Below are 16,221 nucleotides of genomic sequence, written 5' to 3' on the forward strand. Positions count from 1 at the left end.
TTTGCCGGGCGGTCGGGGGCGTTGTCGACTGCGGAGCGGATGGGGGCCCTACGGAGGCCCATCGGCTGTACGACAACCGCGCAACCTCTGGGAGCTCGGCTGACGCCCGACGGCTGAACGGCTGGTGGGCCACTCCACTACCGGCGCTCTGCGTCGTGATGGAGGACGTCCCCGTCTGCCATCGAACGAGGTCGTGCCTCCGGGGGATCGGCGAGGGAAGCAGGGGCGCGTAGCGACTGGTTCCGGGGCTCCAGCCCAGCCCGCTCCTTCCCGGGGCAACCGGTGTCCGGCGAAATGGCAAGCACGCGTACGCGTTGGTACGCCATGCCATGGACCCGTCGGAGACTGCGGGCGAGGTGTCGGCGGTCCCGGTAGGCCAGCGGGGGCGTGGGCACCGGGACGGCACCCTGCCCGATGCATGGGAGTCGCCGCGCAAGTTGATCTCCCATGGATACCATCCAGCCGCCAGGCTCGGGCGGACTCATCCCGATCGCCACCCGGACCTCCCCTTTGCTCCATCGCTGAAGAGGAATGGATGCCCTGTGAGCACCGCTCGGTCTGACGACCGGTTGCAGCCTGCCCGCGCCGGTGACCCCACCCGGGTCGGCCCGTACCGGATTGTCGGTCGTCTCGGCTCCGGTGGCATGGGCACCGTTCATGCCGGCCTCGATCCGACCGGATTGCGCGTCGCGGTCAAACTCGTCCATGCCTCGCACGCCGAGGACCCCGAGTTCCGTGCCCGTTTCCGCCGCGAAGTGCAGCTTTCCACACGTGTCCAGGGACCCTGTCTGATACCCCTCCTCGCAGCCGATCCCGATGCCGAAACTCCCTGGCTGGCCACCGCGTACGCCCCGGGCCTCACCCTCGACCAGCATCTGGCCGCCCACGGCCCTCTCGCCGGCGGAACCCTCTACGCCTTTGCCACCGGCACCGCCCGGGCCCTGGCAGTCATCCACGCCGCCGGGGTCATCCACCGGGACGTCAAACCACAGAACGTCATCATCAACCCTGCCGGACCCCTCGTGCTGGACTTCGGCATTGCCCACGCCGTGGACGGCACGTCCGTGACCCGTACCGGTGTGATGACCGGTACCCCTGGGTGGATCAGCCCCGAGCACTACCGCACCGGAACTGCCGGGCCTGAGGGCGATGTGTTCGCCTGGGGGGCTCTCGTCGCCTACGCGGCCACCGGCCGGCTCCCGTTCGGCACGGGCTCTCCTGATGTAGTCGCCTACCGCATCATGGCCGTCGAGCCGGACCTCGACGGCCTCCCCGACGGGCTGCGGGAAACGGTGGAGAAGGCACTGACGAAGGACCCCGACGAGCGCACCACATCCGAATCCGCGGCGCAGGAGTGCGCCGGTCTCCTCTCCGCCCAGGCGACCCAGGTGCTCGCCGCCGACCGTGGGCCACAACCCACCGACGCCCGCGACCTCATCACCACCGAATGGCACGTGCCCGACGTCGAGGACCCCGCCTGGCAGGTCCCGACCAGGTCGGCTCGTAGACGAACTCTCATCGCCCTCATCGCCGTGGCCACTGTCAGCGCGGCCGTCGCGGGCGCCGTCGGGGCCCTGGACTCCAAGGGCCAGGATCAGCAGCACACCACGTCGAAGAGCGTGGCCAGTCCTGCGGCACCCGCTCAGAGACCCGCCGGCACCGCAGCTTCCGCCAGTCCGGGCTCCACCAGCACCGCATCTCCCATCGATCCACGAACCGTGAAGGTTCCCGTGGACCCCCTGGAAGGAGAAGCCCACCCCGCCTTCACCCGGGGCAGTGACAGGGCCGAACCTCACCCCGACGAATGGCGGACCAGCACGGGCTTCGCGAACCCCCGAGAAGAGAAGACCCAGCAGGCGATCCGCAACCACATCACCACCATGCTGACCACCAAGGGCTTGGAGTTCATCAAGCCCGAGATCACCTTCAACCTGCGCGCGCAGACCCTGGTCGTCACCGGAGGACCGGTCCCCCAACTCTCGGAGGACTACCAGCAGATGTTTCTCCGAGCCAGTCATATGGCCGCCTGTACGGCCCTCGCCCACCAGCTCAGGGACAACCCGACCAGCTGGCCCTACGGTCGCTTCTCCATCCACTGGAAAACGTCCGCAGCGGACACCGAGGCAGCCGTGCTCGGATACGGAAAGGCGACCGACGGCTGCTTCAACGAGATCGCCGGCCAGTGGCGCGGTGATGCGTCCGGTATGACGACCGCAGAGATTCCCAGCAGTGCCACAGCGGAGATCCGCGTCGCCAACGCAACGGTCAAAGACATCATCGCCACGTGGAACCGCAACACCGCGCAGACGAACGAGGAGCCGCTCAGCGCGGGCGAGGGCATCGACCTGGGTTTCGACCCCGCCGAGAACGCTGCCTACGTATGGACTGACGACCCCAACAATCGTTTTGGCAGTCGTGCTTCCCAATCCAACCTCCAGGGCGCCGTGGAGGAGGCCGTCTGCCGCTCGCTCACGGCCGAGTTCACTGCCAACAAGAAATGGAGTTACACCCGCTGGACCGTCGCCGCCTATGACCCGTACATGGGCGAACGACAGTTCATCGGCTCGGGCACCTGCAACCCACAGATAGCAGGACCTGAGCGATAAGGCGGCAGCGGTGAAGCCCGGTCCATGAGTTCCTCACTCGATAGCGGTAGTGGTGACCGCCGGGCACATCCCCGAACATCAGATGATCCCGAAGGAGCCCCGCCGTATAGCCTGGGGAAATGCTGACAGAAGTCACCGCGACCCGTTATGTCACGCCGTTGCGTGAGGGCGGCTCGCTCCCCGGCATCGTCGAGGCGGACGATCTCGGTACGTACGTGATGGAGTTGACGTGCTGAGGGTCCTGACCTGCGGCAAGACGGCGTTGTACATGGCTGACCTGGCGTCATATGAGCGTCAAGCGAATGAGGGCTGAGGCGGGTGCCGGGATCGGTGCCGGTCGTCGGTCGAGCCGGGGTGCTTAACGTGCGTGAAGGTGAACGCCGTCGTCGTCGTCCCCGCAACGCCATGGGCGATCGTCCTGCTCCATTGATGCTGTGCGGCAAAGAGGTGCAGCGGGCGGTCACCCTTCGGGGCGGCCGAGGATCCCGCAGGTCGTACGGCCGCCCGCCAAGGATGGACGTCTGAAGGTCCGGCGGCAATCTTGCAGGTCGTCGCGGATGTCGTCGGCTTCCCACTTCGCGCCGGCCAGCAGGTGCTGCAGGCCGTCGGGAGTGGCGTGACCCGCCTGCTCGGCCAGCTGCCAGCTGCCAGCTGTTCTTGCGGGCGACCAGAGCGAGCAGTCCCCGTACGTAGTCACGCATCCGGCGGCGAAGTTCCACACGGCCGAAGCGATGCCCAATGGCCACGAAGAGGTCGTTCAGTTCCAGGTCCCATTGCGCGGCAGCCCGCTCGCTCATCACACGGGGCTGCCTTCCCTGGACGCTGTCACTACCAACGGCGGCTGCACACGTTCGAGGGGCGGCCTCCGTGAGACCGCCCCCGACCACCCGCAGGCCGCTACAATCCGCCCGCCGAGCGAAACCACAGGTCAGACAGCGAAATCCTGCTGGAGTACTGGGGCGGGTTCGTACCGGCCCTGCACGCTCAGGGTGGTGGCCAGGTTGTTGCGGGTGTGGCCCTCGCCGCTGCGGTCGCCGGTCCGGCGTGCCGTCGCGACGCCGACCGGTCCGCCTCCACTCGGTCCGCCAGGTACGGGCCAGCCTGGAAGTGGCTCCAGGGCACCAAGGGCAGCTGCCCGGCGTGGCCGTCGAGGCCGTGCTCGGCGGCGTACCGGACGATCTCCAGCAGGTGGGAGTGCTCGATCTCGCACCACCGCCGCGCCTCGGCCGGAGTGGTGAAATTCGCCGGCTCGTACCAGGGGCCCACGGCGGTGAGCGGCAGGGGCTGGCGCTGCGGGGTGAGCAGGCGTGCCGCCGCCTCCGCGTGGTGCAGGTACCAGGAACAGAGGCGTTCCCGGGCGGCGGCGCGTTCGGCGGGGCCGGTTTCGGCGGTGGCGCGTTCGGCGGCGTAGCAGCGCAGCAGGTCGTGCAGGCGGTAGCGGTCCGGTCCGGCGGGGTTGACCAGGTGGGCGGCGGCGAGATGTTCGAGTACCGGCCTGGTCCCGGCGATGGGCGAGCCGGAGAGCGCGGCGGCCGCGGCCGTGCTGATGCAGCTGTCGGGGGCCAGGCCGAGTAGTCGGAAGAGCTGCTGGGGGGCGGGTTGCAGGGCGCGGTAGGAGAGGTCGAAGGCCACCCGGAGGGCGGAGGTGGCGTCGCCGTCGATCTGAAAAGCCGTCAGGCGGTTTTCTGAGTCCTGCAGTTCGGCTGCGTGTTCCGCCAGGGTGCGGTGGGGTCGTTCCGCGAGGCGGCCCGCCGCGATGCCGAGGGCGAGCGGCAGGTGGCCGCAGGCGGCGGCGAGTTCGGCGGCGGCGCGGGGTTCGGCGCGGGTGCGGTCGGCTCCGGTGATCCGGGCGAGCAGTTCGACGGCCTCGGTTTGGGGGAGTACATCGAGCACCAGCCGCCGGGCGCCGTCGCAGGCGGTGAGCCCGGCCAACCCGTCCCGACTGGTCACCAGGGCCAGCGAGCCCGCGGAGCCGGGCAGTAGTGGCCGGACCTGCTCGGCGTTGTGGGCATTGTCGAGCAGTACCAGAACCCTGCGGTCGGCGAGCAGCGACCGGTACAGGGCGGCGCTCTCGTCGATGGTGCCAGGTATCCGCTCGGGGTCGGTGTCGAGGGCCCGCAGGAAGCGGGCCAGCGCCTCGTACGGGGCCAGCGGCGGGCCGAAGGCGTACCCGCGCAGGTTGACGTAGAGCTGGCCGTCAGGGAAGTGCTCGCGGACCTGGTGGGCCCAGTGAACGGCGAGGGCGGTCTTGCCCGTCCCGGCGCCGCCGGTCACCACGTCGATGCCGGCGGCGACGGACGGGCCGGCGAGGCCGCCGTCGAGGGCGCCGAGTTCCGCTCTCCGTCCGACGAAGGTGGCCAGTGCGGGCGGCAGTTGGGCGGGCCTGGGGGCCTGCTGCCGGGGGCGGGTCGAGGGGGCGGCCGGGACGGGGCCGCCCTTCAGTAACTCTCTTTGCAGGAGCTGGAGTTCAGGGCCGGGGTCGAGGCCCAGTTCGTCGGCCAGCCGTCGGGCGAACCGGCCGTATGCGGCGAGCCCGTCGGCCTGTCTGCCCGCCCGGTGCAGGGCCCGGACGAGCTGTGACACGAAGCGGTCCCGGAGCGGGTGTTCGGCGACCAGTGCGGTCAGTTCCGGGATGATCTGGCGGTGCCGGCCCAGTTCGGCCTCCAGGTCGAGGCAGTTCTCCCAGGCGGTGAGTCGAAGCTCGTTCAGTGCCACCGAACCGGCGGTCAGCAGGCTGCCGGACAGCCCGTCCAGCACCGGGCCGCGCCACAGGCCCAGCGCAGAGCGGAACTCCTGCACGGCGGCGACGGGTTCACCGTGCTCGGCCAGTTGGCGCGCCACCGACACCCGGTGGGCGAAGGTCCGGGCGTCCACCTGGTGACCGTCCGGTGCGATCCGGTAGCCGGGTCCGTCGGTGAGCAGCGCCGGCGGCCCGTCCTGGGCTGTGGCGAGCTTGCGCCGCAGCAGCCCTGCCAGGTTCCGTACCTGGCGGTGCGCCGTGGCCGGCGGTTCGTCGTCCCAGACCGCGTCGACCAGTCGGGCCACAGGGACGACAGCACCGGCGTTCAGCAGCAGGACGGCGAGCATCCGCTCCTGCTTGGCCCCTTCTGTCCGGGCCCGCCTTCCGTCGTCCGTCCACACTTCCAGTGGTCCCAGAATCCTGAACTCCATGTATTCCCCTCGTGGTTGGCCGACACCGAGCCGACTCAGTGCTTTCGAACGCCGTGACCACTCGATGAAGGAATCGTGTCAACTTCGTGCAGGTGCTTGGGAGTCTTCTTCCGCTGGCCCCGCAAGGGCCGGCTCCCTCACACTCAAGGAGCAGTTGGATGAAGCGTATGAAGCGGGCCGCAGCCCTGGCCGTCGCCCTCGGCCTGGCCCTGGTTCCCCTCTCGGTGAGCCCCGCGCAGGCCGCCGGGCCGGCGACCCACAAGGGGATGACCTGGCAGACGCTGGGCACAGGCCCCGACGGGACCGTCCGGGTCGGCGGTCCGGCGCACCTGACACCGAGCGACCCGTACAACGGCGACACCCTTCCGTCCGTCTCGCTGCCGGTCCTCTGCATCAACGTGGACGGCAGCCCGGCGCCGGAGGGCATCAGCCTGGGCTTCTACAACGGTTGGGCCGGCGGCACCGTCGCGCTCAGCCCGTCGGTGAAGGGCTCCCGGCTGAACAGCCAGGCCGCGGCCAACAGCGTCTGCTCGGCGGCCTTCGGCATCGGCTGGCGCCAGGCCGAGTTCCACGACGGCCGCTACGGTGCGGACCTGGAGAACGTCGGCGGGTGGAGCTTCTGGGCATACGGCAACATCGCCCCCAATGCCCGCTTCTGGACCGCCATCAACGACCAGCAGGCCAACCCCTGGAACTGACGGCGGCACAGTAGTGTGACCGGCCGGGCTGGCAGTGAGTAGTCCGCCCGGCCGTACCGCCGTCGATTCCGGTTTCGGTCCGGAGCCCTTGGGGCACGGCGCGAGGGCTCCCGTACGAGTGGCCCGGTCACCCTCGGGTGGCCGGGCCACTCGGCGGTGCGGGAGGCCGGGCGGGGGTCTGGCCGGTCGGCGGGGACTCCGGGGTGAGGGGCACGTGGCATGGGGCGGGAACTCCTCTGCCGGGGAGATGTCATGGGTGCGGGGCGGCGGACCTCGTTGCAGGGGTGGTGGCACCGGGTCAGACTTTCCCATTCGGTGGCGACCGGTGACATCCCAGGTTTGCGGGGGGTGCCCCTATCTGTTTCGTCAACCCTGGTGGGGTGGATTCGTTGGGGTTCGCGGCGGGTTGGGTGCGGTGCGCTGGAGCAGGCAGGGTGGGCGGGTTGTCAGGCCGCGAGGGCGAGGGTGCGGGGTTCGTAGTAACTGCCGGTGCGGATCATCGCGTGGATGACGTTGACCCGTTGTCGGGCGAGGCGGAGCACGGCCTGGGTGTGGGTCTTGCCGCGGGCGCGCTGGCGGTCGTAGTAGATCCGGGAAGACGGGTCGCTCTTGCAGCCGATCGCGGCGAACGCGGCTTGGAACAGGGCCCGTTTGAGCAGCCGGTTGCGCCGGTGGGGTGCGTGCTCACCGCGGATCGAGGTGCCCGTGGACTTGATGGCCGGAGCCAGCCCGGAGTAGGAGGCCGGTGTCCGGCGGTGGGGAAGGTGGTGCCGTCTCCGATCGCCACGATCACGGCGGCGGAAGTCCTGACGCCCATACCGGGCGGCGACGTCAGGAGGCGGAAGAGAGGGAGGTTTTCCAGGAGAGGCCCGCCGCATCGACAGTCCAGGCAGGCAGGCAACCCGGCAGCCCGCCGCACGGACCACCGTCAGCGGCAGAGCGCCGATGTTGGCGACCTGGTCCACGACCACCAGCACAGTGCCGAACATCTCCACCGGCTTGTTGAACAGTTCCAGCAGTTTCCGCTCGACTTTCGGCAGCCGTTTATCGTGCACGGTTCTGCCGTCCCCGGTGCGGCCATGGGCGTGGTGGAACTCCTTGCCCAGGTCCAGGCCGAGGAAGAGATCTATCGCGGTGGTGTCGACCATGTGCGCGTGCCTCTCGCCTCTCGCTCTGCTCAACTCCTGGCCGTCCCCGCGGCACCACACGCCGGCAACCACGCTAAGCAGACACCCCCACCCGTTGAACAGGTCCGGCATTGCGTCGGGCCAGGCGGTCGTCAGGCCCCTCATCAGCAGTCAAGCGGTGCCCCGAAGCCCGGTGGCAACACCCCCGAGGTCATCCACTTCGACAGGGGGCACACAGCCATACCGGGCCCGGAAGCCAGGCGCCCCGTTGCCGGGCCACGAAAAGGTAACGGGGGAGGGCTCACGACCTCTTCCCTGTGGTACGGAGACAACCTGTTGCGGACCGTTCCTCGGCACAGCCCCAGTTCAACGGCCTGGGGCTTTCGTGCTGTCCGGGCTCGTGCCGGGTTTCGGGGTGGGGTGGGTAGAGCTGGGGCGGGATGGTCGGGCGGGGCGTCAGGCCGGGGGGCGGCCGAGTCCGGCGTTGTACGGGGCCGCGAGGAGTGCGACGAGTTCGCGGCGACTGCGTACGCCGGTCTTGGTGAAGGCCGACTTCAGGTGGTCCTGGACGGTGGCCGGGCTCAGGAAGAGCCGCTGTGCTATGTCCCTGGTGCTCAAACCCCGTACTGCCTGAAGGACCACCTCCTGCTCTCGGGGGGAGAACCGGTGTGCCAGCAGGGACAGCGGGATGACCTCGACCGGGCTCGCGGGCTGGGCGACCAGGGCGACGCTGCCCCGCGGGCACTCGTCGAGCAGCGAGGCGTGGACGGAGAGCCACTGACCGTTGGGGCGGCGCAGCCGGGTCCAGGCATGGGAGCCCGCCTTCGCGGAGGTCGCGTGGGCGCGGGCTCGCTCGGAGAGGTAGACCAGTGCGGTCGGTACTCCGGCGGGGCGGTACTGCGTCTCGGAGAGCTCCTCGAACAGTTGCCGGGCCCCGGAGTCCGCGGAGGTGAGCCGACCGGTGGGGCCGATGACGGCGACCCCCATCCAGTACGGTCCGTGCTGCGGGTCCGCTCGGAGGTTCTGCCCGTCAGGGATGCCTGCGGTGGGCCGCGCATAGTCGCGCAGGGCGACGGCCACAGCCCGGGCGGCCCGTTCGGCCAGTCTCTGCTCGCTCACGCCGAAGGGCGCCGATCCGGCCTCGCGCATCATTGCGGCGGCTCCCCATAACCCGCCGCCGACATCGAAGTTCATCCGCAGCTCGTCGCCGAGCCCGTATTCGGCGAGCAACTCCCGGTAGCGCACGCTGTGTTCAGGGCGGCCACCGGTGGCGCGGTGGACGGTCTCCACGATGCGGCCGGCGGCCCGGATGTCGACGAACCGAGTGGTGTCTTCGGACCACATCTCCAACCAGATGGCGTGCTCGAAGGGGGTCGGCTGCAGGCCCTCGGCAACGGTGGAGGTCAGGAAGCCGGTGACCGGATCGGCCCCGTGCAGGCAGCCCGCTTCACACCCGAGAGCGGGCCTGAGGACGGTGAGGAGCTGCCGGAAGAACTGTTCCAGAGGTAACTTCGCTGCCGCCAGATCGTCGATCTCTCCCAGCATCCGGCGACCCCTGTCACGGAATGAGGTCATCTCCTAACCATAGGGCTGAGGTTGGCGTGCCCCCCCGTAGTCCTGGGATGTCGCCGGTCGCCACCGGCTGAGAAGGTCGGTCCTGACGCTGGCTGGCAAACAAGTCGCTTGATCGGTCATCACCCTTGACTACACGCAAGGGAGTTGCTGACGGGCTCCACCTCATGGCCGATCGTCCGGTCGTCGGCCTCCTCCACTCTGAGGGGCTGCGGCGAAAGCCCGCTCGGCGATCGCCTGGCCGATTGGTCGACAGATTCCCGATCATGTAGTGGACCATCTGAGATGAACAGCGGTCTCGTGGAACCCAAGAGCACGATAGAGGTCGGCCGCTCTGCGGGTCGGCACGGTCACCTCGACGTCCTTCGCCTTCCGGGCCTTTGCCTGTGCGGCCCGGATCAGCGCGGAACCCGTACCACGGCGCCGCATCGGCTGGGCCACGGTGAGTTCGAGCAGTTCGAGGATCGTTCCGCCGGCGAACAGGGTGGGCATGCGCACCGCGAGCAGGTACCCGACCACGCACGAGTCCTGCTCGGCGACCAGGAACTCAGCGTTGCCATCCGAGGCGGCCTCGATGATCTGGGGGAACGTGTCGCCGTCGAAGACCACTCGGTCGGGCCGATAGCTCGTTACGAACCCGCTCAGCAGACGGTAGATGTCATCGGCGTCCGAGGGCGTGGCGTCACGGATGGTCGTCATGCCGGCTCGTCTGCCGAGAGATCGGCGATCGACGCCGTAGCGGCCCCCGGGATGGCTGCCATGAGCTCTGCCGCCTCGATCTCTATGCTGCTGTCGGCCCGACCGCTGCCGCAGTGCACCCGCCCCAGGCTGCTGACCGATCCGTCGAACACCACCACCGCAGCCCGGTCCGCGGACACAGGACACACCCCGCCCGGCGTTTTCCGCACTGCTTCCAGTCGCCGACATCGGCCGACGCCCCCAACGCCTTTATCCTGGAGGCGGGGGAGTCCGTGGTGACGTTGGCGCGGTGGCTCGGGCACTCCTCGCCGACGGTCACGCTGAGCTACTACGCTCACTTCATGCCGGAAGCCGGGGCGAAGGGGCGGACCGTCATCGACGGAATCCTGGGGAGCCGGAGGGAGTGACGTCCCGGTGGAAACTCCCCAGATTCTCCCCGGGGCGACCGGGGCGGGGCCCGCCCGGTTGTACGGTGCGACGCGGTCTGTGGATTCTCAGGGGGTCGTGCCCTATAGCCTGGGGAAATGCTGACAGAAGTCACCGCGACCCGTTATGTCACGCCGTTGCGTGAGGGCGGCTCGCTCCCCGGCATCGTCGAAGCGGACGATCTCGGTACGTACGTGATGAAGTTCACCGGTGCCGGACAGGGCCGCAAGACCCTGGTCGCCGAAGTCATCTGCGGGCAGATCGGCCGCGCACTGGGGTTGAGGGTGCCCGATCTGGTGGCCATCCAGCTCGATCCGGTGATCGGTCTCGGTGAGCCCGACCAGGAGGTGCAGGAGCTGCTGAAGGCGAGCGGCGGGCTCAACCTCGGCATGGACTTCCTGCCGGGGACCATCGGCTTCGACCCGCTCGCCTATGAGGTGGACCCGGCTGAGGCCGGCCGGGTCATCTGGTTCGACGCCCTCATCAACAACGTCGACCGCTCCTGGCGCAACCCCAACATGCTGGTCTGGCACGGAGACCTCTGGCTGATCGACCACGGCGCGACGATGATCTGGCACCACAACTGGCCGGGGGTCGCCTCCTGGGCGCAGAAGCCGTACGACGCGTCCGACCATGCGCTCGCCCGTTTCTCGCCCGACATCACCACGGCGGCTGCCGAACTCGCGCCCCGGGTGACCGAGGAGCTGATCACCGCGGCAGCCGCCGACCTACCCGACGAATGGCTGGTGGACGAGCCGGGGTTCGACACCACGGACGCGTTGCGCAGGGCCTATGTGGATGCCCTGCTGCCACGGGCGGCGACGATCCACGAGCGGATCACCTTGGGCGAGCCGTCCAAGAGCCGCCCCTCCCAGGCGCCCGGTTGGCTGACCGGCCGTACCGAGCAGAAGGGTGCGCGATCATGAGCGGGCACGGTGGCCGCGAGGTGTTCGAGTACGCCCTGCTGCGGGTGGTGCCACGGGTCGAGCGGGGCGAGTGCTTCAACGCGGGCGTGGTGGTCTACTGCCGTGCGCGGTCCTTCGTCTCCGCCCGGACGCATCTGGACGAGACCAAGCTCCGGGCCCTGGATCCCGCCGCCGATGTGACCGGAGTTCGGGCGGCCCTGCGCGCCGTCGAGTACGTCTGCTGCGGTGGGGACATCGCAGGGCAGGCGGCCGTCGACGACGTGGGCCGTCGCTTTCGATGGCTGATCGCCCCGCGATCGACCGTCGTCCAACCCGGGCCTGTGCACACCGGGCTGACCGCAGATCCCGCGGTGGAGGTCGAACGTCTCCTCACACTGCTCGTGCGCTGAGCTCCCGTCCGGCGCGCCCGTGGTGGCCGTTGACACCGGGTGCCAGGGCTTCTAGCGTCTCGTCCAGCCGAGAATACTAAGCGGTCGCTCACTCTCGGGGTGTCATGGCCCCTACGGAGAAGCGTCCGGCAAGGGGCTCTCCGGCATCCGTTCGCCACGGGTGCCGGTGCACCGTGCACGATCACCGCCGCGGGCACCCGCCGACGTGGCGCAGTCAACGGCGAGGAGAGAACAGCATGTCGACCACCGAGCAGCGGGTAGCTGTCGTCACCGGGGCGGCCAGGGGCATCGGAGCCGCCACGGCCGTGCGGCTCGCCGCGGACGGTCGCGCCGTCGCGGTACTCGACCTGGACGAGGCGGCCTGCAAGGACACCGTCGACACGATCACCGCCGCGGGGGGCCGCGCGCTCGCCGTCAGTTGTGACGTGTCCGACGGCCCGCAGGTGGACGCCGCGGTCGCCCGGGTCGCAGCCGAGTTGGGCGCACCGACCATCCTCGTGAACAACGCCGGAGTGCTGCGCGACAACCTGTTGTTCAAGATGTCCGAGTCCGACTGGGACACCGTGGTGAACGTGCACCTCAAGGGCGCGTTCCTGATGGCCAAGGCATGTCAGAAGCACATGGTGGACGCGGGTTTCGGGCGGATCGTCTCGCTGTCCTCCTCCTCGGCGCTCGGCAACCGTGGCCAGGCCAACTACTCGGCGGTCAAGGCCGGGCTCCAGGGATTCACCAAGACGCTCGCCAAGGAGCTCGGCAAGTTCGGGATCACCGCCAACGCCGTCGCCCCCGGCTTCATCGCCACGGAGATGACGGCAGCGACCGCGACCCGCGTCGGCATGGGCTTCGAGGAGTTCCAGGCCGCCGCCGCCACCCAGATCCCGGTCCAGCGAGTGGGACGCCCCGAGGACGTGGCGGCGGCGATCGCGTACTTCGCCGGCGAAGAAGCGGGCTTCGTGTCCGGGCAGGTGCTGTACGTGGCCGGCGGACCGCTCGACTGAGTACGGAGGAGAGAGATGCACCCCGACGCACCGTCCCCACCGCGGGCCGACCGTCTCCCGGTACCCGACAGCGGTCGAACCGCATTGATCACGGGGGGAAGCCGGGGCATCGGCTACGGCATCGCCGAGGCCCTGATCGCCCGTGGCGATCGGGTGTGCATCACCGGACGCAACGAGGACGCGCTACGGCAGGCGGTGGACCGCCTCGGGGTCGACCGTGCCACCGCCATCGCGGGCAAAGCCCATGACGAGGCCCATCAGGCCGCTGCCGTACGGCACGTTCTGGACGTCTTCGGGCGGATCGACTTCCTGGTGAACAACGCCGGCACCAATCCGGTCTACGGTCCGCTCGCCGAACTCGATCTCTCCGTGGTGCGCAAGGTGTATGAGACGAATGTGATCTCCGCACTCGGCTTCGCCCAACAGACGTACCGCGCATGGCAGAAGGAGAACGGCGGCGCGATCGTGAACATCGCATCCGTAGCCGGACTCGCCCCTTCCCCATTCCTCGGCGCCTATGGCATGAGCAAGGCGGCGATGGTCAACCTCACCCTTCAGCTGGCCCATGAGTTCGCCCCTGGCGTGCGGGTCAACGCGATTGCCCCCGCGGTGGTCAAGACCCAATTCGCGCGGGCGCTATTCGAGGGCCGTGAGGACGAGGCGGCGGCCGCCTACCCGCTGGGGCGCCTCGGTGCGCCCGCGGACATCGGCGCGGCGGCTGCCTTTCTCACTTCGGAGCAATCCGACTGGGTCACGGGACAGACATTGGTCGTCGACGGGGGTATCTTCCTCAAAGCAGGTTTGCATTGAGCTAGCTGCGCCTTTTGTTACGCGTTGAGTCAAGTGCCCTGCCCCTGCGCCCCCGGGTCGAACCGACAGGGCACTGCGGTATGGTCGGCCGACCCACGGCCGAACGAGGAGCGTGCACGTGTTCTACCGGACCTGTCTGCAGTCCACTGCAGCCCTAGCGTCCATATCCCTGCTCGCGGGATGCGGCCTGTTCTCCGATGCTGAAGGCGGCGGCGATCAGAAGATCACGGTCGGCACGACGAGCGAGCCCACCACCCTCGATCCGGCAGCCGCCTGGGATGGTTCATGGGAGTTGTATCGCAATGTCTTTCAAACCCTGCTGAGTTTCCCGACGGGTAGCACGCTGCCGCAACCCGACGCGGCACAGCGTTGCGAGTTCGCGGACACCAAGGTTTACGAATGCACGTTGAAGCCGGGGCTCTTGTTCTCCAATGGCGAGAAGCTCAACGCGGAAGCGGTGAAGCACTCCATCACGCGAGTGCAGCACATCTCTGCCACGAACGGCCCCAGTAAACTGCTCACGTCGCTGGGGAGTGTGCAGACCGACGGGGAACTCAAGGTCAAATTCTTCCTCAAGGCGCCCGACGCCACCTTCCCCTTCGTCCTCGCCACTCCGGCCACTGCCTTGGTGGCGCCCAACGAGTACCCGGCCACCCGACTGCGCAACGACGGTCGCGTGACGGGCTCCGGGCCCTACAAGTTGAGCTCCTACACCAAGGGCGACAAGGCCGAGCTCGTCAAGAACGGCAGCTACCGGGGTTTCGCCCGGATGAAGAACGACGCCGTCACGATCCGCTACTTCCGTGACTCCGGCATCATGATCGGAGCGCTCAAGCGGAAGAAGATCGACGCCACCTTCCGGGGGCTCACCGCGACGGACGTGGCCGACCTCCAGCAGACGAAGCTGCCGCAGAACAAGAACCTCCAGGTCATCGAGACGGTCGGTGCGGACATCCGCTACCTCGTCTTCAACCCCAGGGACCCGATGGCCGGCAAGGCGTCGGTGCGCAAGGCGATCGCTCAGATCATCGATCGCGGGGCCCTCATCTCCAAGGTCTACAAGGGCACGGCCGAGCCCCTGTACTCGATGATTCCCCGAGGCATCACCGGTCACTCCACCCAGTTCTTCGACGTCTACGGCGAGCCGAACCCCGCCAAGGCCAAGCGGATCCTGGAGAAGGACGGAATCACCGAGCCGGTGAAGCTGACCCTCTGGTACACCACCGACCGCTACGGCGCCGGCACGGGCATCGAGTTCAACGCGATCAAGGAGCAGTTGGAAGCCTCGGGACTGTTCGAGATCACGGTCAAGGGCAAGCCGGAGGCCGAGTTCCAGAAGGGCTACCAGAGCGGCGCGTACCCGGTGTTCGGGCGCGGCTGGTTCCCCGACTTCCCGGACCCGGACAACTTCATCGCGCCGTTCGTTGGGGAGCAGAACGTCCTGTCGACCCCCTACTCCAACGACGAGATCACCAAGGAACTGCTGCCGCAGTCCCGCAGCGAGACCGATCGCGGTGCCGTGACCGCGTACTTCGAGGACATCCAGAAGATCCTCGCCAACGATGTGCGGCTGCTGCCGCTGTGGCAGGGCAAGGTCTACATCGCCGCCAACAAGGAGGTCGGCGGGGGCGAGCGCGCGGTCGACCCGCAGGCGATCATGCAGATGTGGGAGCTCTACCGCAAGGCGAGCTGGTAGTACGGGGTGCAAGCTCCGCTCACGGGAGTGGCGACCGGGGGGTTCGCCGCGCCCGTGAGCGGTTTCTCGTCGAGTCCGTGAGCGGGCGACGGCGAAACCGGGCGGCCATCGGGACCGTAGCGGGACCCGTATCGGTCGTGGGTGCCCTGTCTCGGGGCGGCCGTTGTCAGTGGCGCCCGGTAGGTTCTGTGGTCAGTAACTGATCACTCTCCGGAGGTTCTTGACGTGACCGACACCGACATGCTGCCCGAGTCCTGGCGCGGCGTCCTCGGCGAAGAACTGGCCCAGCCGTACTTCAAGGAGCTGACCGAGTTCGTCGAGGAAGAGCGGGCGAAGGGTCCCGTCTATCCGCCGCGGGAGGAGGTCTTCGCGGCCCTCGACGCCACTCCCTACGACCGGGTCAAGGTGCTCATCCTCGGCCAGGACCCGTACCACGGTGAAGGTCAGGGGCACGGGCTCTGCTTCTCGGTGCGGCCCGGTGTGAAGACCCCTCCCTCCCTCCGGAACATCTACAAGGAGATGCAGTCCGAGTTGGGTCTGCCGATTCCGGACAACGGCTATCTGATGCCGTGGGCCCAGCAGGGCGTCCTGCTGTTGAACGCGGTGCTGACGGTCCGGTCGGGCGAGGCGAACTCCCACAAGGGCAAGGGGTGGGAGAAGGTGACGGACGCCGTGATCCGCGCGGTCGCCTCGCGTCCCGACCCGGCCGTCTTCGTGCTCTGGGGCAACTACGCACAGAAGAAGCTCCCCCTGATCGACGAATCCCGCCATGTCGTGGTCAAGGGCGCCCACCCTTCCCCGCTCTCCGCGAAGAAGTTCTTCGGCTCGCAGCCCTTCACCCAGATCAACGAGGCTGTCGCCGCGCAGGGGCACGAGCCGATCGACTGGCGCATTCCGAACCTGGGCTGAGCGGGGCCATCGGTTCGGCGGGCCCTGTGGCAGCCGGCTGATGGAACGCGCTCTCGTGACGAGCCTGTGGGGGTTTGCCCACAGGGGGGATTAACGTCGGCAGCGTGTGGTCGTGGGGCGAAGGGAACGGGTGCACGCCCGGGACAGCCTCCGAGCGCACGCTGCTGTGCGTTGTGCCCTGGCGTGGAGAATGT

The 16,221-nt window shown here is 68.7% G+C and carries 14 protein-coding genes and 1 pseudogene; 9 read left to right on the forward strand and 6 right to left on the reverse strand.

All coding sequences use genetic code 11. The features are described from left to right. The first annotated feature begins 542 nt into the window (after positions 1 to 542). On the forward strand, positions 543 to 2,606 hold the full coding sequence (locus tag ABZ348_RS16155; protein ID WP_358933412.1) for a protein kinase: 2,064 nt from the start codon (positions 543 to 545) through the stop codon (positions 2,604 to 2,606). Positions 2,607 to 3,147: 541 nt separating this feature from the next. Here ABZ348_RS16155 and ABZ348_RS16160 read toward each other — a convergent pair. Beyond that, a pseudogene (locus tag ABZ348_RS16160) lies at positions 3,148 to 3,406 on the reverse strand (IS701 family transposase); the annotation flags it as partial. Positions 3,407 to 3,590: 184 nt separating this feature from the next. Continuing rightward, a complete protein-coding gene (locus ABZ348_RS16165; protein WP_358933414.1) occupies positions 3,591 to 5,777 on the reverse strand; it encodes a BTAD domain-containing putative transcriptional regulator in 2,187 nt (728 codons plus the stop codon). A 158-nt stretch (positions 5,778 to 5,935) separates the two neighbouring features. Here ABZ348_RS16165 and ABZ348_RS16170 point away from each other — a divergent pair, with 158 nt between their 5' ends. Next, positions 5,936 to 6,475 (forward strand): hypothetical protein, encoded by a 540-nt coding sequence (locus ABZ348_RS16170; protein ID WP_358933416.1) that lies wholly within the window; start codon positions 5,936 to 5,938, stop codon positions 6,473 to 6,475. Positions 6,476 to 6,921: 446 nt separating this feature from the next. On the opposite strand, the gene ABZ348_RS16175 is transcribed toward ABZ348_RS16170, so the two are convergent. The 4 genes from ABZ348_RS16175 to ABZ348_RS16190 form a co-directional block, all read right to left on the reverse strand. Further along, on the reverse strand, positions 6,922 to 7,623 hold the full coding sequence (locus ABZ348_RS16175; RefSeq protein ID WP_358933418.1) for a transposase: 702 nt from the start codon (positions 7,621 to 7,623) through the stop codon (positions 6,922 to 6,924). Positions 7,624 to 8,058: 435 nt separating this feature from the next. After that, positions 8,059 to 9,177: a helix-turn-helix transcriptional regulator gene (locus tag ABZ348_RS16180; RefSeq protein WP_358933420.1), complete on the reverse strand. Its 1,119-nt coding sequence runs from the start codon at positions 9,175 to 9,177 to the stop codon at positions 8,059 to 8,061. Positions 9,178 to 9,438: 261 nt separating this feature from the next. Beyond that, positions 9,439 to 9,873, reverse strand: coding sequence for a GNAT family N-acetyltransferase (locus tag ABZ348_RS16185; RefSeq protein WP_358933422.1), 435 nt, complete (start codon positions 9,871 to 9,873; stop codon positions 9,439 to 9,441). Next, positions 9,870 to 10,052 carry a hypothetical protein gene (locus ABZ348_RS16190; protein WP_358933424.1) on the reverse strand — a complete coding sequence of 61 codons (183 nt, stop codon included), beginning with the start codon at positions 10,050 to 10,052 and terminating at the stop codon, positions 9,870 to 9,872. The genes ABZ348_RS16185 and ABZ348_RS16190 overlap by 4 nt, the downstream gene beginning before the upstream one ends. A 96-nt stretch (positions 10,053 to 10,148) precedes the next feature. Here ABZ348_RS16190 and ABZ348_RS16195 point away from each other — a divergent pair, with 96 nt between their 5' ends. The 7 genes from ABZ348_RS16195 (at position 10,149) to ABZ348_RS16225 (ending at position 16,027) form a co-directional block, all read left to right on the forward strand. After that, positions 10,149 to 10,280 (forward strand): hypothetical protein, encoded by a 132-nt coding sequence (locus ABZ348_RS16195; RefSeq protein WP_358933425.1) that lies wholly within the window; start codon positions 10,149 to 10,151, stop codon positions 10,278 to 10,280. A gap of 117 nt (positions 10,281 to 10,397) precedes the next feature. After that, positions 10,398 to 11,225, forward strand: coding sequence for a HipA family kinase (locus tag ABZ348_RS16200; protein ID WP_358933427.1), 828 nt, complete (start codon positions 10,398 to 10,400; stop codon positions 11,223 to 11,225). Further along, complete coding sequence (locus ABZ348_RS16205; RefSeq protein WP_358933429.1) at positions 11,222 to 11,614, forward strand: DUF3037 domain-containing protein; 393 nt, start codon at positions 11,222 to 11,224, stop codon at positions 11,612 to 11,614. The genes ABZ348_RS16200 and ABZ348_RS16205 overlap by 4 nt, the downstream gene beginning before the upstream one ends. Before the next feature lie 236 nt (positions 11,615 to 11,850). After that, positions 11,851 to 12,612: a 3-oxoacyl-ACP reductase FabG gene (gene fabG / locus ABZ348_RS16210; RefSeq protein WP_358933430.1), complete on the forward strand. Its 762-nt coding sequence runs from the start codon at positions 11,851 to 11,853 to the stop codon at positions 12,610 to 12,612. A 15-nt stretch (positions 12,613 to 12,627) separates the two neighbouring features. After that, the gene (locus ABZ348_RS16215) at positions 12,628 to 13,422 is read left to right on the forward strand and encodes an SDR family oxidoreductase (protein ID WP_358933431.1); all 795 of its coding nucleotides are present in this window, start codon (positions 12,628 to 12,630) and stop codon (positions 13,420 to 13,422) included. Positions 13,423 to 13,540: 118 nt separating this feature from the next. Further along, positions 13,541 to 15,118, forward strand: a complete 1,578-nt coding sequence (locus ABZ348_RS16220; protein WP_358933433.1) for an ABC transporter substrate-binding protein — start codon at positions 13,541 to 13,543, stop codon at positions 15,116 to 15,118. A 225-nt stretch (positions 15,119 to 15,343) separates the two neighbouring features. After that, positions 15,344 to 16,027 carry a uracil-DNA glycosylase gene (locus ABZ348_RS16225; protein WP_358933435.1) on the forward strand — a complete coding sequence of 228 codons (684 nt, stop codon included), beginning with the start codon at positions 15,344 to 15,346 and terminating at the stop codon, positions 16,025 to 16,027. Positions 16,028 to 16,221 lie beyond the last annotated feature (194 nt).

It is taken from the genome of Streptomyces sp. NPDC005963, assembly GCF_040638655.1.
Classification (GTDB): Bacteria; Actinomycetota; Actinomycetes; order Streptomycetales; family Streptomycetaceae; genus Streptomyces.

What these genes read in the sequence shown, in the direction of transcription:
- ABZ348_RS16215 (WP_358933431.1), top strand. Translation starts at nt 12,628, where the DNA reads ATGCACCCCGACGCACCGTCCCCACCGCGGGCCGACCGTCTCCCGGTA.
- ABZ348_RS16200 (WP_358933427.1), top strand. Translation starts at nt 10,398, where the DNA reads ATGCTGACAGAAGTCACCGCGACCCGTTATGTCACGCCGTTGCGTGAG.
- ABZ348_RS16170 (WP_358933416.1), top strand. Translation starts at nt 5,936, where the DNA reads ATGAAGCGTATGAAGCGGGCCGCAGCCCTGGCCGTCGCCCTCGGCCTG.
- ABZ348_RS16185 (WP_358933422.1), bottom strand. Translation starts at nt 9,873, where the DNA reads ATGACGACCATCCGTGACGCCACGCCCTCGGACGCCGATGACATCTAC.
- ABZ348_RS16165 (WP_358933414.1), bottom strand. Translation starts at nt 5,777, where the DNA reads ATGGAGTTCAGGATTCTGGGACCACTGGAAGTGTGGACGGACGACGGA.
- ABZ348_RS16180 (WP_358933420.1), bottom strand. Translation starts at nt 9,177, where the DNA reads ATGACCTCATTCCGTGACAGGGGTCGCCGGATGCTGGGAGAGATCGAC.
- ABZ348_RS16175 (WP_358933418.1), bottom strand. Translation starts at nt 7,623, where the DNA reads ATGGTCGACACCACCGCGATAGATCTCTTCCTCGGCCTGGACCTGGGC.
- ABZ348_RS16205 (WP_358933429.1), top strand. Translation starts at nt 11,222, where the DNA reads ATGAGCGGGCACGGTGGCCGCGAGGTGTTCGAGTACGCCCTGCTGCGG.
- fabG (WP_358933430.1), top strand. Translation starts at nt 11,851, where the DNA reads ATGTCGACCACCGAGCAGCGGGTAGCTGTCGTCACCGGGGCGGCCAGG.